26 protein-coding genes are annotated in these 25,596 nt (G+C 66.3%); 16 read left to right on the forward strand and 10 right to left on the reverse strand.

The annotated features are described in order from the left end of the window. The first annotated feature begins 157 nt into the window (after positions 1–157). Positions 158–1,096, forward strand: a complete 939-nt coding sequence (locus tag Q0Q02_RS04500; RefSeq protein WP_293807273.1) for an aldo/keto reductase — start codon at positions 158–160, stop codon at positions 1,094–1,096. 241 nt (positions 1,097–1,337) lie between these two features. Here the strand turns inward: Q0Q02_RS04500 and Q0Q02_RS04505 are convergent, their stop codons facing one another. Next, positions 1,338–1,985: a nitroreductase family protein gene (locus Q0Q02_RS04505; protein ID WP_293807343.1), complete on the reverse strand. Its 648-nt coding sequence runs from the start codon at positions 1,983–1,985 to the stop codon at positions 1,338–1,340. A 112-nt stretch (positions 1,986–2,097) separates the two neighbouring features. On the opposite strand from Q0Q02_RS04505, the gene polA reads away from it, so the two are divergent. The 5 genes from polA (at position 2,098) to Q0Q02_RS04530 (ending at position 8,897) form a co-directional block, all read left to right on the forward strand. Next, entirely contained in the window at positions 2,098–5,142 is a 3,045-nt protein-coding gene (gene polA, locus Q0Q02_RS04510; protein ID WP_293807275.1) for a DNA polymerase I, read from the forward strand. A gap of 303 nt (positions 5,143–5,445) precedes the next feature. After that, positions 5,446–6,522: an AI-2E family transporter gene (locus tag Q0Q02_RS04515; RefSeq protein WP_293807277.1), complete on the forward strand. Its 1,077-nt coding sequence runs from the start codon at positions 5,446–5,448 to the stop codon at positions 6,520–6,522. Between the two features lie 116 nt (positions 6,523–6,638). Further along, positions 6,639–6,998, forward strand: a complete 360-nt coding sequence (locus Q0Q02_RS04520; RefSeq protein WP_293807279.1) for a DUF883 C-terminal domain-containing protein — start codon at positions 6,639–6,641, stop codon at positions 6,996–6,998. 50 nt (positions 6,999–7,048) lie between these two features. Then, positions 7,049–7,426 carry a hypothetical protein gene (locus tag Q0Q02_RS04525; protein ID WP_293807281.1) on the forward strand — a complete coding sequence of 126 codons (378 nt, stop codon included), beginning with the start codon at positions 7,049–7,051 and terminating at the stop codon, positions 7,424–7,426. Between the two features lie 79 nt (positions 7,427–7,505). Continuing rightward, complete coding sequence (locus Q0Q02_RS04530; RefSeq protein ID WP_293807283.1) at positions 7,506–8,897, forward strand: CHASE3 domain-containing protein; 1,392 nt, start codon at positions 7,506–7,508, stop codon at positions 8,895–8,897. Positions 8,898–8,907: 10 nt separating this feature from the next. Here the strand turns inward: Q0Q02_RS04530 and Q0Q02_RS04535 are convergent, their stop codons facing one another. After that, the gene (locus tag Q0Q02_RS04535; RefSeq protein WP_293807285.1) at positions 8,908–9,288 is read right to left on the reverse strand and encodes a response regulator; all 381 of its coding nucleotides are present in this window, start codon (positions 9,286–9,288) and stop codon (positions 8,908–8,910) included. A gap of 167 nt (positions 9,289–9,455) precedes the next feature. Then, positions 9,456–9,950: a DUF992 domain-containing protein gene (locus Q0Q02_RS23780; protein ID WP_367275016.1), complete on the reverse strand. Its 495-nt coding sequence runs from the start codon at positions 9,948–9,950 to the stop codon at positions 9,456–9,458. 86 nt (positions 9,951–10,036) lie between these two features. Between Q0Q02_RS23780 and Q0Q02_RS04540 the strand changes: the two genes are divergently transcribed. Beyond that, the gene (locus Q0Q02_RS04540) at positions 10,037–10,306 is read left to right on the forward strand and encodes a hypothetical protein (protein WP_293807287.1); all 270 of its coding nucleotides are present in this window, start codon (positions 10,037–10,039) and stop codon (positions 10,304–10,306) included. Between the two features lie 6 nt (positions 10,307–10,312). Here Q0Q02_RS04540 and Q0Q02_RS04545 read toward each other — a convergent pair whose 3' ends face one another. From Q0Q02_RS04545 to Q0Q02_RS04555, 3 genes are all read right to left on the reverse strand, one after another. Then, positions 10,313–10,846 (reverse strand): extensin family protein, encoded by a 534-nt coding sequence (locus tag Q0Q02_RS04545; RefSeq protein WP_293807289.1) that lies wholly within the window; start codon positions 10,844–10,846, stop codon positions 10,313–10,315. 368 nt (positions 10,847–11,214) lie between these two features. After that, complete coding sequence (locus Q0Q02_RS04550) at positions 11,215–11,379, reverse strand: hypothetical protein (RefSeq protein ID WP_293807291.1); 165 nt, start codon at positions 11,377–11,379, stop codon at positions 11,215–11,217. A gap of 138 nt (positions 11,380–11,517) precedes the next feature. Beyond that, positions 11,518–12,312: a response regulator gene (locus Q0Q02_RS04555; RefSeq protein WP_293807293.1), complete on the reverse strand. Its 795-nt coding sequence runs from the start codon at positions 12,310–12,312 to the stop codon at positions 11,518–11,520. Between the two features lie 258 nt (positions 12,313–12,570). Here Q0Q02_RS04555 and Q0Q02_RS04560 point away from each other — a divergent pair, with 258 nt between their 5' ends. The 3 genes from Q0Q02_RS04560 to Q0Q02_RS04570 are packed head-to-tail and all read left to right on the forward strand — an operon-like array spanning position 12,571 to position 15,027. Next, on the forward strand, positions 12,571–12,771 hold the full coding sequence (locus tag Q0Q02_RS04560) for a NepR family anti-sigma factor (RefSeq protein WP_199084984.1): 201 nt from the start codon (positions 12,571–12,573) through the stop codon (positions 12,769–12,771). Continuing rightward, positions 12,758–13,372, forward strand: coding sequence for a sigma-70 family RNA polymerase sigma factor (locus tag Q0Q02_RS04565; protein WP_293807297.1), 615 nt, complete (start codon positions 12,758–12,760; stop codon positions 13,370–13,372). Before Q0Q02_RS04560 ends, Q0Q02_RS04565 begins: the two co-directional genes overlap by 14 nt. Beyond that, entirely contained in the window at positions 13,372–15,027 is a 1,656-nt protein-coding gene (locus tag Q0Q02_RS04570) for a sensor histidine kinase (RefSeq protein ID WP_293807299.1), read from the forward strand. The genes Q0Q02_RS04565 and Q0Q02_RS04570 overlap by 1 nt, the downstream gene beginning before the upstream one ends. A 189-nt stretch (positions 15,028–15,216) precedes the next feature. Here Q0Q02_RS04570 and Q0Q02_RS04575 read toward each other — a convergent pair whose 3' ends face one another. Then, positions 15,217–15,498, reverse strand: a complete 282-nt coding sequence (locus Q0Q02_RS04575; protein ID WP_293807301.1) for a hypothetical protein — start codon at positions 15,496–15,498, stop codon at positions 15,217–15,219. A 187-nt stretch (positions 15,499–15,685) separates the two neighbouring features. On the opposite strand from Q0Q02_RS04575, the gene Q0Q02_RS04580 reads away from it, so the two are divergent. From Q0Q02_RS04580 to Q0Q02_RS04595, 4 genes are all read left to right on the forward strand, one after another. Beyond that, the gene (locus tag Q0Q02_RS04580) at positions 15,686–16,441 is read left to right on the forward strand and encodes a Crp/Fnr family transcriptional regulator (protein ID WP_293807303.1); all 756 of its coding nucleotides are present in this window, start codon (positions 15,686–15,688) and stop codon (positions 16,439–16,441) included. A gap of 122 nt (positions 16,442–16,563) precedes the next feature. After that, positions 16,564–17,358, forward strand: a complete 795-nt coding sequence (locus tag Q0Q02_RS04585) for a methyltransferase domain-containing protein (RefSeq protein ID WP_293807305.1) — start codon at positions 16,564–16,566, stop codon at positions 17,356–17,358. A 144-nt stretch (positions 17,359–17,502) separates the two neighbouring features. Then, positions 17,503–18,696, forward strand: a complete 1,194-nt coding sequence (locus tag Q0Q02_RS04590) for a GGDEF domain-containing protein (RefSeq protein ID WP_293807307.1) — start codon at positions 17,503–17,505, stop codon at positions 18,694–18,696. 83 nt (positions 18,697–18,779) lie between these two features. Then, a complete protein-coding gene (locus Q0Q02_RS04595) occupies positions 18,780–19,709 on the forward strand; it encodes a glutaminase (protein ID WP_293807309.1) in 930 nt (309 codons plus the stop codon). Positions 19,710–19,836: 127 nt separating this feature from the next. Here the strand turns inward: Q0Q02_RS04595 and Q0Q02_RS04600 are convergent, their stop codons facing one another. Then, a complete protein-coding gene (locus Q0Q02_RS04600; protein ID WP_293807311.1) occupies positions 19,837–21,459 on the reverse strand; it encodes an ABC-F family ATP-binding cassette domain-containing protein in 1,623 nt (540 codons plus the stop codon). Between the two features lie 235 nt (positions 21,460–21,694). After that, a complete protein-coding gene (locus Q0Q02_RS04605; RefSeq protein WP_293807313.1) occupies positions 21,695–21,823 on the reverse strand; it encodes a hypothetical protein in 129 nt (42 codons plus the stop codon). An 80-nt stretch (positions 21,824–21,903) separates the two neighbouring features. Here Q0Q02_RS04605 and Q0Q02_RS04610 point away from each other — a divergent pair, with 80 nt between their 5' ends. Then, a complete protein-coding gene (locus Q0Q02_RS04610) occupies positions 21,904–22,539 on the forward strand; it encodes an IS3 family transposase (RefSeq protein WP_293807315.1) in 636 nt (211 codons plus the stop codon). A 4-nt stretch (positions 22,540–22,543) separates the two neighbouring features. Further along, complete coding sequence (locus Q0Q02_RS04615) at positions 22,544–22,675, forward strand: hypothetical protein (protein WP_293807317.1); 132 nt, start codon at positions 22,544–22,546, stop codon at positions 22,673–22,675. Between the two features lie 249 nt (positions 22,676–22,924). On the opposite strand, the gene Q0Q02_RS04620 is transcribed toward Q0Q02_RS04615, so the two are convergent. Then, the coding region (locus Q0Q02_RS04620) for a CusA/CzcA family heavy metal efflux RND transporter (protein ID WP_293807319.1) at positions 22,925–25,596 on the reverse strand (2,672 nt) is incomplete at its 5' end.

The following is a 25,596-nucleotide window of genomic DNA, read 5'->3' on the forward strand; positions in this document are numbered from 1 at the left end:
CTGTCCGCATCATGGTGCCCGCGCCTTGCGCTGGGTCAAATACGGTTGCTGCGGCCGAGGGCTCTGCCCTGCGCCCGGTGCAGTGCGTGGATGACGGCGGCTGCACTTGTCGGCTTGTTCCGGCTCTGATTCTGTGTGCGGACGGAGGATCACCACCATGCAATTCCGCAATCTCGGCCGCTCGGGCCTGCGTGTCTCGCTCGTCGGGCTCGGCTGCAACAATTTCGGCGGCCGCATTGATCTCGATGCCACGCGCAAGGTCGTCGATGCCGCGATCGAGCATGGCATCACCCTGTTCGACACGGCCGACATCTATGGCGAGCGCGGCGGCTCCGAGACGGCGCTCGGCGAAGTGCTGGGTGCGCGCCGCAAGCAGATCGTGCTCGCCAGCAAGTTCGGCATGGATATGGATGCCGAGGGCGTGAAGAAGGGCGGCTCGCGTCGCTACATCATGAATGCCGTCGAGGATTCCCTGCGGCGTCTCAAGACCGACTGGCTCGATCTCTACCAGCTCCATCGCCCCGATCCGCTGACCCCGATCGAGGAAACCCTGCGCGCCATGGACGATCTCGTCCGCCAGGGCAAGGTCCGCTATATCGGCTGCTCGAACGTCGTCGCCTGGCAGGTCGCCGATGCCCAGTGGACGGCGCGCGATCTCGGCCTTCCCGGCTTCGCCTCGGCGCAGGACGAATACAGCCTGCTGAAGCGCGGCGCCGAGAAGGACCTGATCCCGGCGCTCGGTCATTACGGCATGGGGTTGCTGCCCTATTTCCCGCTCGCCAACGGCGCTCTGACCGGCAAGTACAAGCGCGGCGCGGCAATGCCCGAGGGCGCGCGCCTGACCAAGCTGCCGCAGCGCGCCGATGAGATCTTCAGCGCCGATAACTGGCGGCGGATTGAGGGCCTGACCGCCTTCGCCGAGCAGCGTGGCCATACGCTGGTCGAGCTCGCCTTCTCCTGGCTTGCGGCGCAGCCCGTCGTTTCCAGCGTCATCGCCGGCGCGACCAGGCCGGAGCAGGTCGCGGCCAACGTCAAGGCGGCCGACTGGGCGCTGAGCGCGGAAGACCTCGCCGAGATCGACAAGATCACCGCATAGGCTCTGCGGGCAGTTAGCCGCCTCGGCTTCATGGTGGCTACGCCGTCATTCCGGGGCTTCGCGCCAGCGAAGAGCCCGGAACCCAGAACCGATACGGTCTCCACGAAAGGTGTGGTCGGGTCATCGACCAAATCGGTAATGGCATCGGTTCTGGATTCCAGGTTCAGGCCTGCGGCCTGCCCCGGAATGACGGTTGAGGTTCGAGTAACGCGTCTCCGAAAACCACCGCCTCAGGCTACGCTCACAGGAACGTCGCGATCTCCTCCAGCGGTTTCTTGCCGATGGCGGGGACGGCGCAGCCCTCCTCTGGATAGCCGACGACGAGCAGGATCAGCGCCTTCTCGTTGTCGGGCCGTCCGCAGATCGCGTTGAGGAAGTTCATCGGCGCCGGCGTATGCGTCAGCGTCGCAAGGCCTGCATCATGCAATGCCGCGATCAGGAAGCCGGTGGCGATGCCGACCGATTCCGGCACGTAATAGTGCTTGATCCTGTTGCCCTCGGCATCGACGCCCCAGCGCTGGGCGAAGATCGCGATCAGCCAGGGCGCGGTCTCCAGGAACGGCTTGTTCTCATCGGTGCCGAGATGGGAGAGTGCGTCCAGCCATTCCTCGCCGGCCCGGCCGGCATAGAAGGCGCGCTCCTCCTCCTCGGCGCCCACACGGATCAGCGCCTTGCGCTGCGGGTCGGAGATGCAGACGAAGCTCCAGGGCTGCTGGTTGGCGCCTGACGGAGCCGTGCCGGCGACGCGCACCGCCGTCTCGATCAGCTTCCGCGGCACCGGCTTGTCCGAGAAGTCGCGCACCGTGCGTCGCTTGCGCATCCGGGCGAGGAAGGCATCGGCCCGGCCCTGCATCTCGGCTTCCGGAACGCCCTCGAAGACGAGCGGCATGGTGACATAGAGGCTCACGGCGTTTCTCTCCTGACGCATTTTGGCCAGCTTGCTGCGAATCGCAGGCTGGATGCAATGGACCGGTTGCGTCGGCCCGCTTATGGTCCGCGCCATGAGCGAGAAAGCCACCACTGCACCCGCCCTGAAGCCCGGCGACCACCTCTTCCTGGTCGATGGCTCGAACTTCATTTTCCGGGCCTATTTCCAGTCGATCAATCAGGACCGGAAATATAATGCCCGCTCGGACGGGCTGCCCTCCGGCGCCGTCCGGCTCTTCGCGACGAAGCTGTTCCAGTTCGTGCGCGAGGGCGTGCTCGGCGTCCGCCCGACCCACCTCGCCATCGTCTTCGACAAGTCGGAGAACTCGTTCCGCAAGGCGATCTACCCGGCCTACAAGGGCAATCGCTCCGATCCGCCGCCCGATCTCATTCCGCAATTCCCGCTGATGCGCGAGGCGGTGCGCGCCTTCGGCCTCATCCCGGTCGAGCAGGATGTCTACGAGGCGGACGACCTGATCGCGACCTATGCGAAACAGGCCCGCGAGGCCGGCGCCGATGTCCTGATCGTCTCCGCCGACAAGGACCTGATGCAGTTGGTGAAGCCGGGCGTCGCGATGTACGACCCCGCCTCCGGCGACCAGAAGAAGGGCGCGGGCTTCCGCGCCGAGCGCCGCATCGGCGAGCCCGAGGTCGTCGAGTATTTCGGCGTCATGCCCGACAAGGTCACCGATGTGCAGGCGCTCGCCGGCGACGCCACCGACAACGTGCCGGGCGCACCCGGCATCGGCATCAAGACGGCGGCCCAGCTCATCGGCGAGTATGGCGATCTCGAAACCCTGCTGGCGCGTGCCGGCGAGATCAAGCAGCCGAAGCGCAGGGAGACGCTGACCAATCCCGAAGTGATCGAGAAGGTCCGCATCTCCCACAAGCTCGTCAGCCTCGTCGACGACGTGAAGGTCGAGACGCCGCTGGAAAACCTGACGCTGGAGCAGCCCGACCCGGCCAAGCTCATCGCCTTCCTCAAGGCGATGGAGTTCACCACCATCACCAAGCGCGTCGCCGAAGCCTATGAGGCGGATATCGGTGCCGTCGACGCCGATCCGGCCCTGGCGCCGGGCGGCGCCCGCGCGGCCGAGCTCAAGGCGCTCTATGCCGGCGCCGATGCCGCTGAGGATGGCGCTTCCGCCACGTCTCCGGCCGCCTCTCCTGTGACTGCCGCTGCGGCCTCAGGCGTGCCCGCTGGCGAAGATGGCTGGCTGAAGCCGGGCGATCTCGTTGCTGCCCGCAAGAACGAGGCGATCGCCGGCAAGATCGACCGCTCCACCTATGAATGCGTGCGCACGCTCGCCGATCTCGAACGCTGGATCGGCTGGGCCTACGAGGTTGGGCACGTCGCGCTCGATACGGAGACCAACTCGCTCGATGCGATGCAGGCCGATCTCGTCGGCATCTCGCTCGCGGTCGCGCCGGGCCGCGCCTGCTACATCCCGCTCCAGCATCGCGCCGGCGATGGCGGGCTCTTCGACGAGGGCTTGCTCGAAGGCCAGATCCCGCTGGCGCAGGCCGTCGCGGCGCTGAAGCCGCTACTCGCCGATGCCGGTGTGCTCAAGATCGGCCAGAACCTGAAATACGACCTGCTCATCCTGGAGCGTCATGGGCTCAGCGTGTCCCCGATCGAGGACACCATGCTGATCTCCTATGCGCTCGATGCCGGCATCAACAGCCACGGCATGGACAAGCTCTCGGAACTGCATCTCGGCCACGAGACAATTCCGTATGCGCAGGTCGCGGGCACGGGCAAAAACCAGGTCACCTTCGACAAGGTGCCGCTCGACCGCGCGACCGACTATGCCGCCGAGGATGCGGACGTCACGCTCCGGCTCTGGCGCGCGCTGAAGCCGCGGCTCGTCGCCGAGAAGAAGACGGCGGTCTACGAGGTGCTGGAACGGCCGATGGTCGAGGTCCTCGCCAAGATGGAGCGCCGCGGCATCGCCATCGACCGGCAGATCCTCTCCCGCCTCTCCGGCGATTTCGCGCAAGGGCTCGCCCGGTTGGAGGACGAGATCTATGAGCTCGCCGGCGAGAAATTCACCATCGGCAGCCCGAAGCAGCTCGGTGACATCCTGTTCGGCAAGATGGGGCTGGAGGGTGCCAAGAAGACCGCGACCGGCCAATGGGCGACGGGCGCCGGCGTGCTGGAAGACCTTGCCGAGCAGGGCCACGCGCTGCCCGCGAAGATTCTGGAATGGCGTCAGCTCGCGAAGCTGAAATCGACCTATACCGATTCACTGCCGGGTTATGTGAACCCTGAGACCAACCGGGTCCACACCTCCTATGCGCTGGCGGCGACGACGACGGGCCGGCTCTCCTCTTCCGAGCCCAATCTCCAGAACATCCCGATCCGCACCGAGGCCGGCCGCAAGATCCGCACTGCCTTCGTGCCGGAAAAGGGCTTCAAGCTGGTCTCGGCCGATTACAGCCAGATCGAACTGCGCCTGCTCGCCCATATCGCCGAGATCCCGCAGCTCCGGCAGGCCTTCGCCGATGGCATCGACATCCACGCGATGACGGCTTCCGAGATGTTCGGCGTGCCCGTGCAGGGCATGCCGAGTGAGGTGCGCCGCCGCGCCAAGGCGATCAATTTCGGCATCATCTACGGCATCTCGGCCTTCGGCCTCGCCAACCAGCTCGGCATCGGCCGCGAGGAGGCGAGCGCCTATATCCGCAAGTATTTCGAGCGCTTCCCCGGCATCCGCGACTACATGGACCAGACCAAGACGCATGTGCGCGCCCACGCCCAGGTCACCACGATCTTCGGCCGCGTCTGCCATTTCCCGGCGGTCGCCTCGAAGAACCCGTCGGAACGCGCCTTCGTCGAGCGCCAGGCGATCAACGCCCCGATCCAGGGCTCGGCCGCCGACATCATCCGCCGGGCGATGACCCGCATGGACAATGCGCTCGCCGCCAACCGGCTGGGCGCCCGCATGCTGCTGCAGGTCCATGACGAGCTCGTCTTCGAGGTGCCGGAGGCGGAGGTCGAGAAGACCCTGCCGATCATCGAGACGGTGATGGTCGAGGCGCCGCATCCGGCCGTGCAATTGCGCGTGCCGCTCGCCGTCGAGGCCCGCGCCGCCGGCAATTGGGACGAGGCGCACTGAGAGCTGGATTGCACGCCGCCTTCGAACCCTCATCCTGAGGAGCGCCACAGGCGCGTCTCGAAGGATGCTCCAGTTATCACCGGAGCCTCCTGGAGCATCCTTCGAGACGCCGCTGACGCGGCTCCTCAGGATGAGGGCTGTGATGGTTTCATCGGGGTCATGGGCCAACCGGAACCCGGCCGATCCTTCCAGCGTTGATCCCTCCGACGCGCCAGGGGGGCGCGGTTCGCGCGTTGGATGCATCTCATGCTCAGCTCATCGGCCTGGAGGCCGTTTCCGCGCTATAGGGCGGAACCGGAACCGGTGGAGGACAGCGCAGAGGTCACGGCCTCTGAGCATGATCTCATCGTCCGCTACGCCATCGTCGGCATCTTCGTCATCCTGGCCACGGCCTCGCTGGCCCTGACCAAGGTCATCGCCATGCCGGTCACGGCGGGCGTCATCTTCGGGCTCGTGCTCGGGCCGCTCGTCGACCTGCTGGCGCGCCATCGCGTGCCGCAGCATGCCGCCGCGGCGCTGGTCGTGCTGCTCTTCATCGGCCTGCTCTTCGGCGCGATCGCGATCCTCGCCGTGCCGGTCGCCGGCTGGAGCGATCAGGCCCCGGCGATGATGGCGGCGCTTCAGAGCAAGCTCGCCGGCGTCTGTGCCTTCATGGACGAGTTCAAGCGCGGCATCGCTTCGATCACCGGCAAGGGCGCCGAGCTCAGCGTCTCCCAGGGCAATCCGCTTTTCGACATCGCGCTGACCTCGTCCGCGGCGGCGGGCGGCCTGCTGATCTTCGTCGCGACGATCTATTTCTGGCTGGCGACGCGCCGCCATCTCAAGGCGCGGGTGCTCAGGCTTTGCCTCGGCCGGGGTGCGCGCCGCTCGGCCGGTTCCTTCTTCGAGGAGATCGAGGCACGCGTCGCCCGCTATTTCGCGCTGGTGACCGCGATCAATTTCGGCATGGGCGTCCTGACCATGGCGATCGCCTGGCTCGCCGGCCTGCCCTTCCCGGTCTTCTGGGGGGCGCTGGCCTTCCTGCTCAACTATCTCGCCTTCATCGGCCCGATCTTCGTCGCGATCCTGCTTCTGGCTGGCGCCTTGCTCGATGCGCCTTCGATCCTCGCCGCGCTCTGGCCGGCGGCGGCCTATTACGTCCTGCACCTGATCGAGGGCAACGCGGTCACGCCTGTCTTCGTCGGCAACCGGTTGACGATCTCGCCCTTCCTCGTCTTCATCGCCTTCATCTTCTGGCTCTGGCTCTGGGGGCCGGTCGGGGCCGTGCTCTCGACGCCGATCGTCATCGTCGCCATGGTGGCGCAGGAGGAATTCGCGCGCTATCGCCGCGAAAAGGCCAGGACTGAGGCCGAAGAGGCCGGTGAAGCCCAGAGCGCCTGAGGCCTTTCCGGAACAGACGGCATGCCGATGCGTTGCCGTGGCAAGGCGGAAGCCCTTGCGGCAACCGCTTCTCCTCGCCACCATCTCACTTCCATCAGCGACAGGACGAAACCGCCATGGCCACCACGACATCCGCGAAACGTCAGGCTGCCGCCGCCGCCAAACGTGCGAAGGCTGAGGTCGAGGCCGGCGCCGAGGAGGTCGCAGCCGAGGCGCGCCAGGCCGGAGCCCGCGCCAAGCGTCAGGCGAGCGCGCTCGAGGACACCTTGACCCGCAGCGCCGAGGACATCGCCGCCACCGTCAGCGAGCGCCTGCGCGCCGTCGGCGTCGACACCGACAAGATGGTCGATGTCGCCAAGGAACAGGCGACCGAGTTGCAGCGCTTGATCGAGGACGAGATCCGCGAGCGGCCGCTGCGTGCGCTCGGCCTGGCGGCGGCTGTCGGCCTCTTCGTCGGCTTCCTGTCGGCGCGCTGACCATGTTCGGGGGGATCGGATCCTTCATCGCCTCGGAGGTGTCCGGGGTGGTGAAGCGCAATGTCATCGTCTACGGGCTGTTCGGCCTCGCCGTCCTGCTCATGCTCTGCGCCGGCGGCTACGCGCTGAACGCCCTGCATACCGTGCTGGAACTGCGCCATGGCGCAGTGGCCGCGAGCCTCTGGATTGCCGGCGGCCTCTTCGCAGCGGGGCTCCTGGCGATCTGCATCGCGCTTCTCGTCAAGAGCCGCCGCAGGCCGCCGCGCCCGGTCGCGACCGCGGCTCTGGCGGCTGCGCCGCTGGCGGCCAAGCTCATCGGCTCGCGCCTGAGCTGGCGCATGGCGCTCGCCGGCGGCATCGTCGTTCTCGGCGCGATTCTGGGTCGCCAGATCGTCGCGGGCGGCGAAGATGATGATGCGGCAGCCTGATTCCGCATCCATTCGCGGCATGGACGAAGCATGTCTTTTTACATAGGGATGTCGGCATGCGTCCCTTAACAAGACCTGCATGTCCGCTCAGGTGAGGCCTCGCAACCGCTTTCCGATCCCGGCTTTCCCGGTCATCGGCGCGCGCCTTCGTTCGGCGACATCCACGATCATCGCGATCGGGGTCGTGGCGGTCTCAGTGGTTCTGGCGGCCTGGATCAACCAGCAGGCCCGGCAGACGGCGGATCGCGTCTCTCACGCAATCGAGATCCGCGAGCGGGCCGAACGCTTCCTCGGCCGGATGCGCGACGCCGAAACCGGACAGCGCGGCTTCCTGCTGACCGGAGAGGCCGATTATCTCGATCCCTTCACCGAGGGCCGGGCCGCCGCGGGCCCCGAGCTCGACATCCTCGCCGCCCTGGTCGATGCGGACCCCGCCCAGAAGGAGCGGGTCGCGGAGTTGCGTCGGGGTATGGGCGTGAAATTCGCCGAGCTCGACCGGACGATCTCGCTCGAGCGGGCGGGCCGCCGGCCGGAGGCACTTGCTCTCGTCAAGAGCCAGAACGGCATCGCCGCCATGGACCGGCTGCGCGATACGGTGCAGGCGATCCAGCAGAGCGAAAACATCCGCCTGATGTCGCTCTATCGCCTCGAAGAGCGCCGCCGCCTCTGGGGCAGCACCGGCATCGTCGTGGCGCTGGCCGGCCTTGCCTTTGCCGCCTGGCAGCAATTGCGCCGCCGCCAGCGCCGCAGCAATGCGCTCGCGATCAGCAATGCGGAGCTCGAGCAGATCGTCGGCGAGCGTACCCGCGAGCTCGAAGGCGAGCGCCTGCGCATCGAGGCGCTGCTGCGCGACGTCAATCACAGGGTCGGCAACAATCTCGCGATGGTCTCGGCATTGCTGAACGTGCAGAGCCGCCAGACGCGCGAGCCGGCAGTCAAGGCCGCGCTCGCTCAGGCGCAGTCGCGCATCCAGGCGATCGCGGCCGGGCAGCGGCGGCTGCGCCTGGACATCGAGACCGACGAGATCGATGCCCGGCCCTATATGGAAGACCTCCTCGCCGAGATCGGCAAGACAGCGGAAGGCCGGCCGATCCGGATCGAGCTCGACATGGAATCGATCCGCCTGCCCGGCCGCGATGCCGTTTCCTTCGTCGTCATCGTCAACGAGCTGGTGACCAATGCCATCAAGCATGCCTTTCCCGACGGCATGTCGGGGCAGATCATCATCCGCTTCGCGCCAACCGACTTCGAGGGTGAGCCGGCCCTTGCGATGTCGATCGAGGATGATGGTGTCGGTATGCCAGCCGAAGCGGGGAGCAAAGGGCTGGGCCAGACCGTGATCGCGAGCCTGCTGCGCAGCATGCGGGCGACGATGACCTCCGAGCCGCTCCACCCCGAACAGGCGGAACGTCCGGGCACGCGGGTGGCGATCGTCTTTCCGAAGCGGGAAGCACCGCCCGCTCACGCCTGAAATCGCGGCGTCAGCCCTGCATCGCCTTGAGGCCGGGCAGGCCGATGGCACCTTTCACGAAGGCCGCGACCTCGCGCGTGGAAAAGGGCTTGCGCAGGAAGCGGATGTCGCGCAGGGCCGCCGGCACCTCGTGAGGCGCGGCGCCCGAGACGAAGACGATGGGCGTGCCGCGCTCCTGAAGGGCGCTGGCGACGTCGAAGGTCTTGCCGCCGACGACGTCGATGTCGAGCAGGGCGCAGGCGAGCTGCTTGGCGGTCATCCGCCGCGCTTCCGCCACGGATCCGACAACGATCAGCTCGACCTCGTCGCCGAATTGCTCGGCCACGGCGCTTTCGATGTCCATCGCGATGAACGGGTCGTCCTCGACGATGAGTACGCGGAAATCAGCCATCGACCGGCCTTCTCACTCACACTGCAATTCCGTCACGCGATCTCAACGTGACAGACTTGGCGATGTTCCTGCCTCGGCAGCGTCATCTGGCCGAAAGCGCAGGATTTGAGTCAATTTTGACCGGTCAAGGTTAGCAAAAGGTAATCCCGTCCCCGCTTTTGGGGGGGTCAGCGTCGGCGGCTTCCCGAACGTGTCAAAGTCAGCTCGAACTGCGTAACGCCGATGGCGGCATTGAAGCCGCGTAACGTTTGCGCCACCCGCGGCTGGAGCGTGACCTTATTGTCCTCGCCGCCGACAAGCGGCGATCCGCCAGCGGCCCCGGCCTGAGCGGATGCCGCATAGCTTCCGTTCAACGCTCCCAAGGGCGCCCGTGCGTAAGGCCCGTAGACATGCCACGCCATCCGCGTTCCGCGGATCGAGCCAAGGTCAAGGCCATATTGGCGAACGATCCCAATATAGTGCTGTGCCGGGCCTCGGCGCGGCCTGAAGCGGCAATCGAGAGGCTTCTGCGATTTGGCGATGGCGGCGAAGCCGGCGCCCACGGTGCAGGAGAGGCGCCCGGTCGGCGGGCCGGGAGTTTGTGCGGCGGCGGGCTCATGCATTCCTATGAAGCCAGCGAGGGCAAGGACAGTTAGGCAGGATCGGGAATGCCCAAGGCTCATCACGAATGCTCCTGGTGAACTGGCGGTACGAACGCCCCAAGAAACCCACAGTTCCTAAGTAGGGAACCAAGGGAGAGTTTGTAGCGTTGGCGTTTCATCTTGGCATGGGAATGTCGATGGCCGTGAGTCGTCCTCTTGGGGAAACCCCAACAATAATCGATCCGGAGTTCCTGCCGGCGTTGCCGCCGTTCTGGGAACTGGAGGATCTGATCGCCACGGGCCTCGCATGCGAGACCGCGCTTGCGGTCATGGCTGCGCGGCGTAGCGGCCTACGGCTTGTCGGCGGCATCGCGTCGCCGGACGACGACAACGAGTTGCTCCTGCTGCGCTTCCGTCCCGCCGACATCGCCCACTGAGTTCCGTTACTGGCAGAACCGGGACGCCGGCGAGCGGCGCTCCTGGATGTCGACATGCAGATGGTCGGCATGGGCAGCATCCGAGCCCGGCCCCAGCGTGGTCATGAAGGCGCCGCAGGCCGATTGCCTGATCGCATCGAGAAAGCGGTTCTGCGCCAGCCCCTGCGGCTTCTCGACCGCGACCTGGACCGCTTCCGCACCACTGCCCAGCTTGAAGGCGAAGATATCCAGCGCCTGGCCGGTGGCATGCTCGCTGACCGGGCCGGCCGAGGCCCGGTTGCGCCGCCGGCATTCAAGACCGCCGCCGACACGCAATGCGACGAGGTCGCGCTCGAAATGGCCACGCGCCAAGGGCTGGACGCTGCGGTCGAGCCAGTCGGCGAGCGTCCGGGCCATGGCACAGCTCAACAAGGGTGGAGGCTCGAAGAAGACGGTCGCCGAGCCCGCCTGTCCCCTGATGGCGAGCGCCTCGACGCGGACCGGCTCGCTGACCCGACAGGCAGGGTCGCTATCCTGTGGTGCGGGAGTGGCCGCCGTCACCCGATTGCCGGGGATGGTTGCCAGCGAGGTCAGGCATGAGGCCTGAATGGGCGGCGTCGCGGTGTCGTCGGAGCGCGATGGTGTCGGGGCGGCAGGCCGCGCGGTCGTCTTTCCCGTCTCCTCTGGAATGGACGGTCGCCATTCGGGTGGCCGGGATGGCGGCTGCTGTCCGGAGATCGGAGTAGCGGCTGGGGCCGCAGTGCCGCCGGTCGGGGCGAGCCAGAGGCTGATGGCGATCGCCAGGGGCGCCAGAACCCGCTTTCCCGGACGATGGCGGGCCGTCCCGCGACGAAGCCTCGCTCGCCCGATCCGGCTCCGCGCATGCAGGATCGATGAATGCGCCTGGGCGGACTCGAGGGGAGGATCGCTTAGCTGTCCAGGGCCGAGGCGCTGGCGATCGTGATCCCGGTCAGGCCTGCCAGCGCGAGCGACAGGATCTCTGCGCTCGGCGCCCCCGGTTGCACCATCCCGGAGAAGAGAGCTGCTCCGATCGATAGCGCCGCAATCGCGGCCGAGAAGCAGGTCGTCGCCATGGTCCACGCCCTCCCCAACTGCAAACGAAACTGTCATTCAACGCGGAACGCATCATTTCCGCACAGGTTCCCGGAGACAAGCAAAAAGGCCCGCAGGCTGGCCGCGAGCCTTGAACATCTTCGAACGGCGTCGAAGCGTCAGGCGGCCTTGCGGCCGGCGCGGCGGTCGAAGAACAAGGCCTGGCTGATCGCCGCCTTCACGGCCTCCGGCTGGAACGGCTTGGTGATCAGGAAGGCCGGCTCCGGCCGGTCGCCGGTCAGGAGCCGTTCGGGATAGGCGGTGATGAAGATCACCGGCACGTCGATCGAGGACAGGATTTCGTTGACCGCGTCGAGTCCCGAGCTGCCATCGGCGAGCTGGATGTCGGCGAGGACGAGACCGGGGCGCTTCTTGGCGACGAGCGCGATCGCCTCGCGCTGCGTGCGGGCAACGCCGGTGACGCTGTGGCCGAGCTCCTCGACCATCGTCTCGATGTCGAGTGCGATGATCGGCTCGTCCTCGATGATGAGGACTTCGGTCGCGACCTGCTCGGCGATTTCCTGGCCGGCGGTCTGGATCAGCGCGGACGCTTCGGCGGCCGTGATGTCCATGACCTCGGCGACATCGTCGAGCGGGAAGCCCTCGACCGTCCGCAGCAGGAAGGCCTGGCGCGGGCGCGGCGTCAGCGCTTCCAGATTGCGCTCGGCCGGCGGGCGCGAGAGCTCGACGACCGGCGCGGCGGCATCGACGCTGGCCGAGGACCACAGCTTCAGGAAGGTCTTGTAGAGGCCGACGCGGGGATCGATGTCGCGTGGGAAGCCGCTGGGATCGGCGACGAGCGCTTCGAGCATGGCGACGACATAGGCGTCGCCGCTCGGCTGGCTTCCGCAGAGCGCCCGCGCGAAGCGGCGCAGATACGGAAGATGAGGCGCAATTTCTTTTGCAATCGACATGAACGCGTCCCTTTTAGCGTGCCGAAATAATGGCTTAGGCTGCGCGAGAGACAAGAAATTTATTTTTTCTGGGTCGTGGAACCTTGTCCAGTAAAGCCGGTTATTAAGGCGCATTGGTGTCGCCATCGCGACGTGGCTTCGGCGTCGCCGGCAGGACGTGGCAAGACCTGAGATGGTGGAATTCGAGAATGCGGGATCGGCTGGAAAAGCCGGCCCGGTGGTGGTGCGAGGGCTGACATGAATAGGTTGGATGCAGCGATGACGGAACCGGACGATCCCGATGAAGGCTTCGATCTGGTTCTGGACCCGAAGGTGCAGGAATCCATTGGCCGCTCCCTCAAGGCCCATTACGACGACATCGTGAACGCACCCGTGCCCGACAAGTTTCTCGTGCTGCTCGCGCAGCTTGAGGCGACCGAGCAGCGTGCAGCTGGAGCGTCGCGCGATGAGTCCCAGTGATACCGTCCCTGCGAACGGGGTCGAGTCTCTGGCGCAGGAACGCAGGACCGAAGATTTCAAGGACGGGCTGATCCGCGAGATTCCCAACCTGCGCGCCTTCGCCGCCTCGCTCTCCGGCTCCATGCAATTGGCTGACGACCTCGTGCAGGACACGCTGCTGAAGGCCTGGGGCAATTCCGACAAGTTCGAACCGGGCACCAGCCTGCGCGCCTGGCTCTTCACCATCCTGCGCAACACCTATTACTCGCTCTATCGCAAGCGCGGCCGCGAGGTGCAGGACAGCGAGGGGACCTATGCCGAGCGCATGGCGACCCATGGCAACCAGGAAAGCCATCTCGATCTCGCCGATTTCCGCAAGGCGCTGGCCAAGCTCCCCGAGGAACAGCGCGAGGTGCTGATCATGGTCGGCGCAACCGGGCTGTCCTATGAGGAAGCGGCGGAGATCTGCGGCGTCGCGATCGGCACGATCAAGAGCCGCGTCAATCGCGCCCGCACCAAGCTGGCCGAATTGCTGTCCATCGGCAGCGTCGACGATCTCGGGCCGGGCCGTACCAATGCGGCTGCGATGCAGAGGGTTGGTACGGAACCCGTTGGCTCCTGATGCGTTTGCGGCGTTTCAGCACTGTCAGGGCGCGCCTGCTGGCTCTGCTGGTCGTGATCGCCATACCAATCGCCTGCGCCTCGGCCTTCACGGCTTACGCGACCTATCGGGCCGCGATCGTCGCGATCGAGGCGGCGCAGGCGCGTGCCGTCGATGATTTCGCGGTGCGCACCCGCGTCTGGTATCGCGGCATGTCGCGTGCCCTGCTCGCCTTCGGCACCACGGCGGGCGAACTCGGCCTCGACACGGCCGGCTGTCGCGATGCCGGCATCAAGGCGATGGAGCGGGCCGGCGGCTTCCGTGCCTTTCTGCTGCGCGGCGTGGACGGCCATGTCTGCGCCGGGGCGCTCGATCCGGATCTGTCCGCCGAGAGGCTGGACGGCTTCGCAAGGCAGCTGGCGAGCCGGCCCGTCGTTGGGATGTGGAACGGCGCCGATCTCGGCCGGATGCGCTACGATCAGGTCACCGCGGGCGGGCGGCGCTACCTCGCCATCCTGGCATCGGATTTTCCCAACGCGGGTGGTCGCGGCTTGCAGCAGGCGTTGCTGCTCACGGCTCCCGATTTGCTCGAGAGTGTCTTCGATCTCGGCGAGGACGGCCAGGGCCTGAACGTCGCCCTGGTCGGGCGCGATACCGGCGTCATCGCCAGCCGCGGAGACGATCGCGACATGTCGTGGCTGCCGCGCACGGACCGGATTCCCGAGAAACACGCGCGCTGGACCGCACCGAGCCGGGCCGGAGAGGATAACACCTACGCCGCCCGGATGGTCGCCGAGCCGGATTTCTACATCGTTGCGAGTTTCGACGATCGGCCGGCGGAGGCCGCACGGCTGCAATTCATCGCGCTGCTGCTTGCGCCGCTCCTCACCTTGGCCCTGCTCTGCCTCGTCTGCATGAGGGCGATCGAGAAGCACTGCCTGCGCTGGCTGCGTGGCATCGAGATGGCTGCGCGGTCGCGGACCTCCAGCAACCGGGTCAGGGCCTCGGTCGCCGACGGCATGCCCAGCGATATGCGCAGCGTCGCGGAGGCGTTCAACGGCATGGTCGAGGAGCAGGAGGTGCGCCAGCGCCGCCTCCAGACAGCGCTCGACGACAACCGTTTCCTCGTTCGCGAGCTGCATCACCGGGTCAAGAACAGCCTCCAGGTCGTGCAAAGCTATATCGGGCTGAGCAAGCGCGACCATCGCGACGAGGCGCGGCTGGCGCTCGCCGATGCCGAATGCCGGGTGCATGTGCTCTCCGCTGCCTATCGTTTCACCCTTGCCGATGGCGAGATGCAGCCGGTCCGTGTCGACCTCTTCCTCGATGATGTCGTCACCATGATCGCGAACCTGATCCGCAGCCGCGACCAATGGGTGACGAGCCGGATCGAGACCGCCGCGACGCTCTCGGTCGACAGGATCATCCCGCTCGGCTTTCTCGTCGCGGATGTCGCCTCGCGGGCCCTGCGCGGTACGCCGGGTGTCCGGATCGCGGTGGAGGTCGTGGATGTCGATGATTCAGCGATCGAGGTTGGCCTCGAAGCCGATCGTGAAATCCAGCACAGCGCCCCGCCACGGCTCTTCGCGGGTTTGCTCACCCAGGTCGAGGCGGTGCAGACGCAGGAGCCGCATGATCGCAGCCTTGGGCGCTGGCGGATCGCTCATGGCTCCTGAGGCCCGCGGGCTTCCCGAGAACGCTGTCGTGCCGGATCACGCGGAGGAATCCGATGCACAGCCGTCATTGCGAGCGTAGCGAAGCAATCCAGGGGACTGGGCCGAACCGCTCAGCCCAGTCCCCTGGATTGCTTCGTCGCTTCGCTCCTCGCAATGACGGCCTTACGCCTCAGTCCGGTCGAGCATCGTTCAGCGAACGATATGCGTGACCGGCCCCTCGGCCATCGCCTGCTGCGAGGGCGAAGCGATGGCGCGCTTGGCGGCGCTGCGCGAGCGGTCGGAGCGGTCGACGGAGGCCAGATGCAGGCTGTCTGCATAGCCGGTCTCGCCCTTGGCGAGAGCAACGGATGTCGAGCTCTGGTCGGCCGGCATCTGGAGCCCGGCGCCGAGCGTCAGGCCCGTGACGGCCGCGCCCATGAGGCCGAAGAAGACGATGGCGCGCATAGCCGGCGCGAGGCTGGACTTGAGCATGGATGTCTCCGCGGGCTGGCCGGCCGATTTGGCCGGCTGTCGCAATGGAAAACGCTCGAAAGCCCGTTTCGGTTCCCCTCCCGGCACGCGGGCCGAGTCTCTCCTGTCGCTCCGGAACGCGGAGCGCCTCGACCGCGTTGTCCCCCGAGCCGGGTCTCGGCCGGCGCCAGGGGGATTGAATTCGATCATGAACATCGCCAGTCGGCCGGGACGTCTCGGCACGCCATGCCTCGCCTGTCCCTTGCGGCTGAAACCTGCCTTCCGGGACAAGAGCGATGATGAAATCCGTTTCATCCAGACGATGAAGGCCGACCATCGGTTCGTGCGGGCCGGCATGGACATCATCCATCCCGGGCAGGAGGATGCGGAGCTCTACACGCTCTTCTCGGGCTGGGCCTTCCGCTACAAATCCTTGCCGGACGGGCGGCGCCAGATCCTCAACTTCCTCTTGCCGGGTGATCTCGTCGGCCTGCAGGCGTCGCTGCTCAGTGCCGCCGAGCACGGGATCGAGGCGCTGACCGATGTCGAGCTCTGCGTCTTCCCGCGCAAGCGCCTCTGGGACCTCTTCGTGGGGATGCCGACGCTGGCCTACGAAGTCTCCTGGCTGGGCTCGCGCGAGGAATGCATGGTCGACGACAATCTCACCTCGGTCGGGCAGCGCAATGCCGGCGAGCGCATCGCCGCGCTGATCATCGCGCTCTATCACCGGGCCGATGCGCTCGGGCTCGTCACCAATGGCAGCTTCGCCTTCCCGCTTTCGCAGCAGCAGATCGCCGATGCGCTCGGCCTCTCGCTCGTCCACACCAGCAAGACCTGGTCGCGATTGCGCCGGGAAGGACTGTTCTCGCTCGCGGCAGGCAGGCTCACCCTGCTGAATCCGCGCCTGACGGCACGGATGGCCGCTGCCTACGAGCAGATCACGGCGCCGCGGCCGCTGATCTGATGGCTCCATTTGCGTCGGAGTTGATTAAAGGCTTGGCGACAGCCTGCTCTTGACCCCATATGCCGCGCAGGTAACGTTGATTTGCGTCAGACGCGTCGTCTCTGCGGCGTTCAAGGGGTGTCATGTCTTCGACGATTCGCCATCGCCCACCGCGTACCGCTTCGCTGGCGGCCCGTCTCGGGCAGTCCCGCGTCGCGACGCGGATCGAGGGCGAGATGCGCGTCACCGCCGCCGATCTCGTCGATCGCGTGGCCGAGGCGAAGCTGAAGGTCGCAGCCGTCCGCTACAAGGTCGAGGGCGAGGTCCGCAGCACGGCGGAGAAGCTCAAGAGCCGCGTCAGCGAGGCCAAGGCGAAGCTGGGCGACGAGGCGCGCTTCATCAAGTCCTGGATCGACGATCCCCGCCGCACCGGCTCGGTCACGCCGTCGAGCCCCGCGCTCGCGCGGCGCATGGCGTCTTTCGTCGATCCCGAACAGCCCGGTCCGGTGATCGAGATCGGTCCCGGCACCGGCCCGGTCACCGAAGCGCTGATCGAGCGCGGCATCGACGAGAGCCGGTTGATTCTCGTCGAGTACAGTCCCGAGTTCTGCGAATTGCTGCGCAAGCGCTTCCCGCAGGCGACGGTGGTGCAGGGCGATGCCTACGCCCTGTCGCAGACGCTTTCCGGCCACCTCCGGGAAAAGGCGATCGCGCTGGTCTCGAGCCTGCCCTTGTTCAACCGTCCGCCGGCAACCCGCTCGGCGCTGGCGCGCGAGGCTTTTCCGTTGCTGGTCGACGGCGCGCCCTTCATCCAGTTCACCTATTCGGTGATCTCGCCGATCCCCCGGAAGGGCTCCGGCCTCAAGGCCTTCGTGTCCGACTGGGTGCTGCGCAACATCCCACCGGCGCGAGTCTGGGTTTACCGTCAAATTCGTTGATTTTCGGCAGGTTGACGTATCGGCGCCGTCGATGCCCGGCGAATTATCCGGCTTTCCACACGGAATCGTAAGACCTCGTTGTTAGGCAGCGCTCGCGACCGGGTGCCCGCTGGCCTGTTCGCCAGCGAGGAGCCGGAACAGCCGATGAGTGCCGCAACCCTCCGTTACAGTTTGCCGCGTCGGCGTCTGACGCGTTGGCTGGCGGATGCCGGGCTGGACGTGCCGCCGGAAATCCGGGTCGCGCTGATCGGCAGCCTCTACGGCACGCTGCCGATCTTTGCCGGCGGCGTGATCAACTCGCTCGCGGTCTCCTTCCTGATCGCCTGGCGCATCCCGACCCTGCCTTTCATGCTGTGGTGCGCCTTCGAACTGCTCTGCTGCAGCATCCGCCTCGTCGTGCTGATCCACGCCCGCCGCCGGGCCGCGCGCGGCAGCTCCACCCCGACCGACCTCTACCTGCTGCTTGGCGTCGCCTGGGCGGCCGGCATCGGGGCCGGCACCTTCCTCAGCCTGACCAGCGGCGATTGGGTCGCGGCGGCACTGGCTTGCCTCTCGGCGGCCGCGATGGTCGGCGGCATCTGCTTTCGCAATTTCGCGGCGCCGCGCATGGCCGGCGTGATGATCGGGCTGACGCTCGGGCCTTGCGTGCTCGCGGCACCTTTCTTGTCCGAGCCGATCATGATGATCACCTTCATGCAGATTCCATTCTACCTCTTCAGCATGACGGCCGCCGCCTACAAGCTGAACGCCATGCTGATCTCGACCATGCGGGCCGAGCGCGAGAACGCCTTCCATGCGCGGCACGACATGCTCACCGGCCTCTCGAACCGGACCGGCCTGGCGAAGGCCTTCGCCGCCCGCTTCGAGAGCGAAGCCGCGCCCCGCGGGCTCGCGCTGGTCTATCTCGACCTCGACGGCTTCAAGGCGGTCAACGACAATTACGGACATATGGCAGGCGATGCCTTGCTCCAGCTCGTCGCCGAGCGCTTGCGCGGTCTCGTCCGCAGCTCCGACATCGCTGCACGCATCGGCGGAGACGAGTTCGTCGTGCTCTCCGAGCAGACCGAGCGGACGCAGCTCCAGCGCTTCGGCGAGCGCATCGTGCGCGAGATCTCGGAACCCTATGAGCTCGACAGCGGGCACCAGCTCAACATCGGCGCCTCCGTCGGCATCGCGTTGGCCCCCGAGCATGGTCGCGACATGAACAGCCTGATGACGGCGGCCGATGCCGCGCTCTACCAGGCGAAATCGCGCGGCAAATCACTCTGTGTCATCGCCGGCCAGCGCTCGGTTCTGGATGCGCGTGCTTCAGCCGGGCGCCATCCACGCTTGCAGTAAGGCGATGATTCCCGCAGCGGCTTGACCGGGGACGGCCGCTCGGGCTTGGTTTGCGCCTCTTCGAGAGCAGCCGGGGCGCGAGCGTGACGGATATCGGGCGGCTGGTCCGCGACATCGCCGACGAGATGCGCGGCGCCGAGGAGCGCGGCGAGGTCGCGACCTATATCCCGCCGCTTGCCCGCATCGATCCCCGCCAGTTCGGACTCTGCGTCGTGATGGCCGATGGCGAGGTTCACGCGTCTGGCGACAGCGAGGAGCCCTTCTCGATCCAGAGCGTCTCGAAGGTTTTCGCGCTGACGCAGGCGCTCGGCAAGGTCGGCGACACGCTCTGGCGCCGGGTCGGGCGCGAGCCCTCGGGCACGCCGTTCAACTCGATCGTCCAGCTCGAGCGCGAGCAGGGCGTGCCGCGCAATCCCTTCATCAATGCCGGCGCCCTGGTCGTTGCCGATATCAACCTCGCCGGCCATGAGCCGCGCGTCGCCATCGGCGAGTTGCTCCGCTTCATGCGCTATCTCGCCGATGACGACACCATCATCATCGACGACGCCGTGGCGCGCGCCGAGCAGGCGACCGGTTTCCGCAATATCGCGCTGGCCAATTATATGAAGGCCTTCGGCAACATTACCCATCCGCCGGAACTGACGCTCGGCGTCTATTTCCACCAATGCGCCATCGCGATGACGTGCCGCCAGCTCGCGATGGCCGGGCGCTTCCTGATGCATGGCGGCTTCTACGAGCCCGGCGGGCCGCGCGTCGTCTCAGGGCAACGGGCGCGCCGCATCAACGCGCTGATGCTGACCTGCGGCCATTACGACGCCTCGGGCGATTTCGCCTTCCGCGTCGGCCTGCCCGGCAAGTCCGGCGTCGGCGGCGGCATCCTCGCGATCGCGCCGGGCAAGGCCGCGATCGCGGTCTGGTCGCCCGGCCTCAACGCCAACGGCAATTCCCTGCTCGGCACGTTGGCGCTGGAGCGCCTGACCGAGGCGACGGGCTGGTCGGTCTTCGCGCGGTAGAGAGAAGGCGCGTCATGCTCGGGCTTGACCCGAGCATCTCAGGACGCGGAGGTCCTGGGGCCTCTTCCTGATGGAGCTTCTCGGGTCTGCGCTTCGCTTCGCCCGAGAATGACGGCCTGGTTTCAGCTCAGCTCCGCAATCCCGGCGCTTCCTGCCCGGTGCGGGCGACGTATTCGGTGTAGCCGCCGCCATAGGCATGGACGCCGTCCGGCGTCAGCTCCAGCAGGCGGTTGGAGAGCGCGGCAAGGAAATGCCGGTCGTGGCTGACGAAGAGCATCGTGCCCTCGTAGTTCGAGAGCGCGGTGATCAGCATCTCCTTGGTGGCGATGTCCAGGTGGTTGGTCGGCTCGTCCAGAACCAGGAAATTCGGCGGATCGTAGAGCATCATCGCCATGACGAGACGCGCCTTCTCGCCGCCCGAGAGCACGCGGCAGCGCTTCTCGACATCGTCGCCGGAGAAGCCGAAGCAGCCGGCGAGCGAGCGCAGCGAACCCTGTCCGGCCTGCGGGAAACGGTCCTCCAGCGCCTCGAACACGGTGCGCTCGCCGTCGAGCACTTCCATGGCATGCTGGGCGAAATAGCCGAGCTTGACGCTGGCGCCGATATTGACCGTGCCGGTATCGGCCTCGGTCGTTCCAGTGACGAGCTTCAGCAGCGTCGACTTGCCGGCGCCGTTGACGCCGAGCACGCACCAGCGCTCCTTGCGCTGGATCTGGAAGTTCAGCCCGTCATAGATGCTGCGGCTGCCATAGGCCTTGCCGACATTCTTGAGGCTGACGACGTCGTCGCCCGAGCGCGGCGCCGGCTGGAACTCGAAGGCGACGCTCTGGCGCCGGCGCGGCGGCTCGACACGGTCGATCTTCTCCAGCTTCTTGACCCGGCTCTGCACCTGCGCGGCATGCGAAGCGCGCGCCTTGAAGCGCTCGATGAAGGCGATTTCCTTGGCGAGCATCGCCTGCTGGCGCTCGAACTGCGCCTGCATCTGCTTCTCAGCCAGCGCGCGCTGCTGCTGGTAGAACTCATAGTCGCCGGAATAGCTGGTCAGTGCGCCGCCATCGATCTCGATGATCTTGCCGACGATGCGGTTCATGAACTCGCGATCATGCGAGGTCATCAGCACGGCGCCGTCATAGTTCTTGAGGAAGGATTCCAGCCAGATCAGGCTTTCGAGGTCGAGATGGTTCGACGGTTCGTCGAGCAGCATCGCGTCGGGGCGCATCAAGAGGATGCGAGCGAGCGCGACGCGCATCTTCCAGCCGCCGGAGAGGCCGCCGACATCGCCCTCCATCATCTCCTCGCTGAAGCCCAGCCCCGCAAGCACCTCCCGCGCGCGACCGTCGAGCGCATAGCCGTCGAGCTCCTCGAACCGGCCCTGCACCTCGCCATAGCGGGCGATGATCTCCTCCATCTCGTCGGCCCGGTCGGGATCGACCATGGCGGCTTCGAGCGCGGCGAGCTCGGCTGCGACCGTGCTGACCGGGCCTGCACCATCCATCACCTCGGCGACGGCGCTGCGTCCGGCCATCTCGCCGACATCCTGGCTGAAATAGCCGATGGTGATGCCGCGATCGGTCGAGACCACGCCTTCGTCGGGCGCTTCCTCGCCGGTGATCATCCGGAACAGCGTGGTCTTGCCGGCGCCGTTCGGCCCGACCAGCCCGACCTTCTCGCCCTTCAGCAGCCCTGCCGAGGCCTCGATGAAGACGATCTGCTTTCCGTTCTGCTTGCTGATGTTCTCGAGGCGGATCATGGAAATGGGGAACCTTGGCAGGGGATCGTCCATCACCGGCATCGACCGGTGATGGACGGAACCGCGCCGTCATCCCGGGCTTGACCCGGGATCCATCGAAGGGCGCTGGAGCTCGACGATGGATCCCGGATCTCCGCGGCTTCGCCGCTCGTCCGGGATGACGGGGTGATGGATGAAGTGACTGCAGAGCGCTCTAAGCGATGAACGCGGCGGGGGGAAGGCCAGGGGCTGGCTGTCAGGCTGAAATCGCGGCGCTGCGGGCATTGGCGGCGCTGAGGAGATCGGCAGCTGCCAGCGCAATCTGCAACCCGCGCTGCCCGCCATTGACATAGACCAGCGCCTCGGAAGAGGCCGGCTCGTCCACGATCGCCGGCAGTTTGCGCTTCTGGCCTGGAGTTGCCCCGGCTTTGTGGGCAGCCTTGAAGTCATTTTCTGGAATGTCCGATGCCGCGTTTTCGAAGCGCCTATCCGCGGGAGTTTCGGCGGCAGATGGTGGAGTTGGTCCGATCCGGACGAACGCCTGAGGAGCTTGCCCGGGAGTTTGAACCGACTGCGCAGTCGATCGCCAACTGGGTTCGCCAAGCCGGGCGCGACGCCGGCAGGCGTAATGACGGCCCGACCAGCGCCGAACGCGAGGAACTGATCCGTCTTCGCCGTGAGAACCGGCGCCTGCGCCAGGAGCGCGATATCCTGTCAAAGGCGGCGGCCTGGTTCGCGCGGGGGGAGCAAGGCAAACTCGAGCGGGTTTTCCGGTTCATGAGCGCGCAGCCGGCCGTATTTCCGATCAAGACCATGGCCCGCATCTTCAAGGTTTCCGCGTCAGGCTATTACGCTTGGCGCGGCAGACCTGCTTCGGCGCGAGCGACTGCCGACGTCGATCTCACCCGGCAGATCCGCACCATCGATGCAGCCTCGCGCAAAACCTACGGCGCACCGCGCGTCCATGCCGAGTTCAAGGCAGAAGGTATCGCCATCGGCAAGAAGCGCGTGGCTCGTCTGATGAGCGCCGCCGGGCTCGTCGGCGCCAGCCGGCGCAGGAGCATCACGACGACGCGACCCCGATCATCGTCCGGCCAATGATCTCGTGCGCGGGAACTTCTTCGTCGAGAAGCCGAACGAGCTATGGGTCGCGGACATCCCCTTCGTGCCCCCGCTCGCCGTCTTCCTTTTCCTGGCGGTCGTGCTGGACGCATGGTCCAGGCGCATCGTCGGCTGAGCTTTCTCAGCCGATCTCAAGACCCGTGTCGTTCTCGACGCCCTCGACAAGGTCGCGGCGTGGCGGTGAAATATGGATCTGCATGTTCGTTTTCCTTCAATCTCGACAGCGCCTTCACCTGAAGAAGACGTATTTGACCAAGGCGGCGATCAGCAACAGCAGCACGGCGACGCCGAGCCAGTGCAACGCCCCCATGCCCATGCTCCAGCCCATGCCATTCACCATGTCGTGCATGTCGATCACTCCACCTTATTTAACGACCGCAGCTTGCCGCTGCACCGGCACAGGCGGAACTACCAAGCCGCCGGTTTCCTCGGCCGGCGAGAGCCGCCAACCCTTGATTAGGCCGTAGATCGCCGGGATCACCAGCAGCGTCAGCACGGTCGAGGAAACCATGCCGCCGATCATTGGCACCGCGATGCGTTGCATCACCTCCGAGCCCGTGCCGGTGTTCCAGAGAATCGGCAGCAGGCCCGCCATGATCGCGACGACGGTCATGATCTTCGGCCGCACGCGCTCGACCGCACCCAGCATGATCGCTTCGTGCAGATCGGCACGGGTAAACACCCGGCCTTGCTGCTCACGGAGCTGCCGAATCTCGACCAGCGCATGATCGAGATAAATCAGCATGATCACGCCGGTCTCGGCCGCGACGCCGGCGAGTGCGATGAAGCCGACCGCGACGGCCACGGACATGTTGAAGCCAAGCCACCAGAGAAGCCAGACGCCGCCAACCAGCGCGAAGGGCAGCGAGAGCATCACAATGATGGTTTCGGTGAGTTTGCGGAAATTCAGGTAGAGCAGCAGAAAGATGATCGCGAGCGTCACCGGCACGACCAGCTTGAGGCGCGCCTCGGCCCGTTCAAGATACTCGAACTGACCGCTCCAGGCGATGCGATAGCCCGGGGGCAGTTCGACGCTCTTGGCGATTGCGTCCCGGGCATCTCGGACATAGCCGCCGAGGTCGCGACCGGTGCTGTCGACGAAGATGTAGACTGCGAGCTCGCCGTTCTCGGTCCGGATTGAGGTCGCGCCGCGCTTGCGCTCTACGCTTGCGACCTCGCCGAGCGGCACGCTGGCGCCGGACGGCGTCGCGACCTGGACCTCGCGCGCGATCGCCTGCGGATCGGAGCGTAGGTCACGGGGATAGCGGATGATGACGCCGTAGCGCTCGCGCCCTTCGACCGTCGTCGTCACGGTCTCGCCGCCCATCGCCATCACGATCGCATTCTGGACGTCGCCGACCGAAAGGCCGTAGCGGCCAAGCGCCACCCGGTCCGGCACGATGTCGAGGAAATAGCCGCCGATGACACGCTCAGCATAGGCGCTGCTCGTGCCCGGCACCGCCTTGAGCACGGTCTCGATCTGGCGCGAGATCGCCTCCATCTGCGCGAGATCGGTGCCGAAGACCTTGACCCCGATCGGCGTGCGGATACCGGTTGCCAGCATGTCGATGCGAGCTCGGATCGGCTGCGTCCAGGCGTTGGAGACGCCGGGGAACTGGAGCGCCTTGTCCATCTCTGCCTTGAGGCCGTCGAGCGTGACGCCGTCGCGCCATTCCGCCTTGGGCTTCAGGTTGATGATGGTTTCGAACATCTCGGTCGGCGCCGGGTCGGTTGCAGTCTGGGCGCGTCCCGCCTTGCCGTAGACGGAGGCGACCTCCGGGAACGAGCGGATGATCCGGTTCTGAGTTTGCAGAAGCTCAGCCGCCTTTGTGACCGACAGCCCCGGCAGCGTCGTCGGCATGTACATGAGTGTGCCCTCATCAAGCGTCGGCATGAACTCCGAGCCGAGCTGACGCATGGGCCAGAGACTGACACCCAGCACTAGAACCGCCAGGAGGATCGTCACGGTTTTGGCTTTGAGGGCGCCGCGAATGAAAGGGCGATAGAACGCGATCAAGAACCTGTTGATCGGGTTCTTGGCTTCCGGAATGATCCGGCCTCTGACGAATATCACCATCAGCGCCGGCACGAGCGTCACCGACAGGAAGGCTGCGGCCGCCATGGCGAAGGTCTTGGTGTAGGCCAGCGGACCGAACAGCCGCCCCTCCTCCGCTTCCAGCGTGAAGATCGGCAGGAAGGAAACGGTGATCACGAGCAGGCTGAAGAACAATGCTGGGCCGACCTCGCTCGCCGCTTCGATCAGGATCTCGACGCGCGGCTTGTAAGGCGCCGCCCGTTCGAGATGCTTGTGGGCATTCTCGATCATGACGACGGCGGCGTCGATCATGGCGCCGACCGCGATCGCGATGCCGCCCAGGCTCATGATGTTGGAGCCAAGTCCGAGCGCCTTCATCGCAGCAAAGGCCATCAGGATGCCAACCGGCAGCATGATGATCGCCACCAGGGCGCTGCGCAGATGCAGCAGGAAGACAATGCAGACCAGGGCGACGATGATGCTCTCTTCGATCAGCGTGCCCTTCAGCGTCTCGATTGCCCGCTCGATTAGCCCGGAACGGTCGTAGACCGGTACGATCTCGGCCCCGCCCGGCAGGCTCGGTGCAATCTCGGCAAGCCGCGCCTTGACGCGCTCGATCACGGCGAGTGCATTGGCGCCGAAACGCTGCAACACGATGCCGCTTGCGACCTCACCCTCGCCATTGAGTTCGGTGATGCCGCGTCGCTCGTCCGGACCCAGTTCGACCCGGGCAACATCGGAAAGGCGCAAGGCTGCACCTCGCTCGCTCTTCAGGACAATGCTCTCGATGTCGGCGATGGACTTCAGATAGCCGCGGCCGCGCACCATGAACTCGAATTCGCTGAGTTCGACCGTGCGTCCGCCGACATCCAGATTGCTGCTGCGGACCGCCTCGCGCAGCGCCGCCAGCGAGATGCCTTGGGCCCGTAACCGCACGGGATCGACTACGATCGCGTATTGCTTGACGAAGCCGCCGACGCTGGCGACCTCGGCCACGCCCT

Source organism: uncultured Allobosea sp. (assembly GCF_945956895.1).
Lineage (GTDB): Bacteria > Pseudomonadota > Alphaproteobacteria > Rhizobiales > Beijerinckiaceae > Allobosea.

Coding starts and splice junctions, on each gene's coding strand:
- Q0Q02_RS04500 (WP_293807273.1), top strand. CDS start 158: ATGCAATTCCGCAATCTCGGCCGCTCGGGCCTGCGTGTCTCGCTCGTC.
- Q0Q02_RS04565 (WP_293807297.1), top strand. CDS start 12,758: ATGAGTCCCAGTGATACCGTCCCTGCGAACGGGGTCGAGTCTCTGGCG.
- Q0Q02_RS04600 (WP_293807311.1), bottom strand. CDS start 21,459: ATGATCCGCCTCGAGAACATCAGCAAGCAGAACGGAAAGCAGATCGTC.
- Q0Q02_RS04610 (WP_293807315.1), top strand. CDS start 21,904: ATGCCGCGTTTTCGAAGCGCCTATCCGCGGGAGTTTCGGCGGCAGATG.
- Q0Q02_RS04570 (WP_293807299.1), top strand. CDS start 13,372: ATGCGTTTGCGGCGTTTCAGCACTGTCAGGGCGCGCCTGCTGGCTCTG.
- Q0Q02_RS04505 (WP_293807343.1), bottom strand. CDS start 1,985: ATGCCGCTCGTCTTCGAGGGCGTTCCGGAAGCCGAGATGCAGGGCCGG.
- polA (WP_293807275.1), top strand. CDS start 2,098: ATGAGCGAGAAAGCCACCACTGCACCCGCCCTGAAGCCCGGCGACCAC.
- Q0Q02_RS04555 (WP_293807293.1), bottom strand. CDS start 12,312: ATGTCGATTGCAAAAGAAATTGCGCCTCATCTTCCGTATCTGCGCCGC.
- Q0Q02_RS04585 (WP_293807305.1), top strand. CDS start 16,564: ATGTCTTCGACGATTCGCCATCGCCCACCGCGTACCGCTTCGCTGGCG.
- Q0Q02_RS04520 (WP_293807279.1), top strand. CDS start 6,639: ATGGCCACCACGACATCCGCGAAACGTCAGGCTGCCGCCGCCGCCAAA.
- Q0Q02_RS04590 (WP_293807307.1), top strand. CDS start 17,503: ATGAGTGCCGCAACCCTCCGTTACAGTTTGCCGCGTCGGCGTCTGACG.
- Q0Q02_RS04575 (WP_293807301.1), bottom strand. CDS start 15,498: ATGCTCAAGTCCAGCCTCGCGCCGGCTATGCGCGCCATCGTCTTCTTC.
- Q0Q02_RS04530 (WP_293807283.1), top strand. CDS start 7,506: ATGTCCGCTCAGGTGAGGCCTCGCAACCGCTTTCCGATCCCGGCTTTC.
- Q0Q02_RS04560 (WP_199084984.1), top strand. CDS start 12,571: ATGACGGAACCGGACGATCCCGATGAAGGCTTCGATCTGGTTCTGGAC.
- Q0Q02_RS04535 (WP_293807285.1), bottom strand. CDS start 9,288: ATGGCTGATTTCCGCGTACTCATCGTCGAGGACGACCCGTTCATCGCG.
- Q0Q02_RS23780 (WP_367275016.1), bottom strand. CDS start 9,950: ATGAGCCTTGGGCATTCCCGATCCTGCCTAACTGTCCTTGCCCTCGCT.
- Q0Q02_RS04580 (WP_293807303.1), top strand. CDS start 15,686: ATGAACATCGCCAGTCGGCCGGGACGTCTCGGCACGCCATGCCTCGCC.
- Q0Q02_RS04550 (WP_293807291.1), bottom strand. CDS start 11,379: ATGGCGACGACCTGCTTCTCGGCCGCGATTGCGGCGCTATCGATCGGA.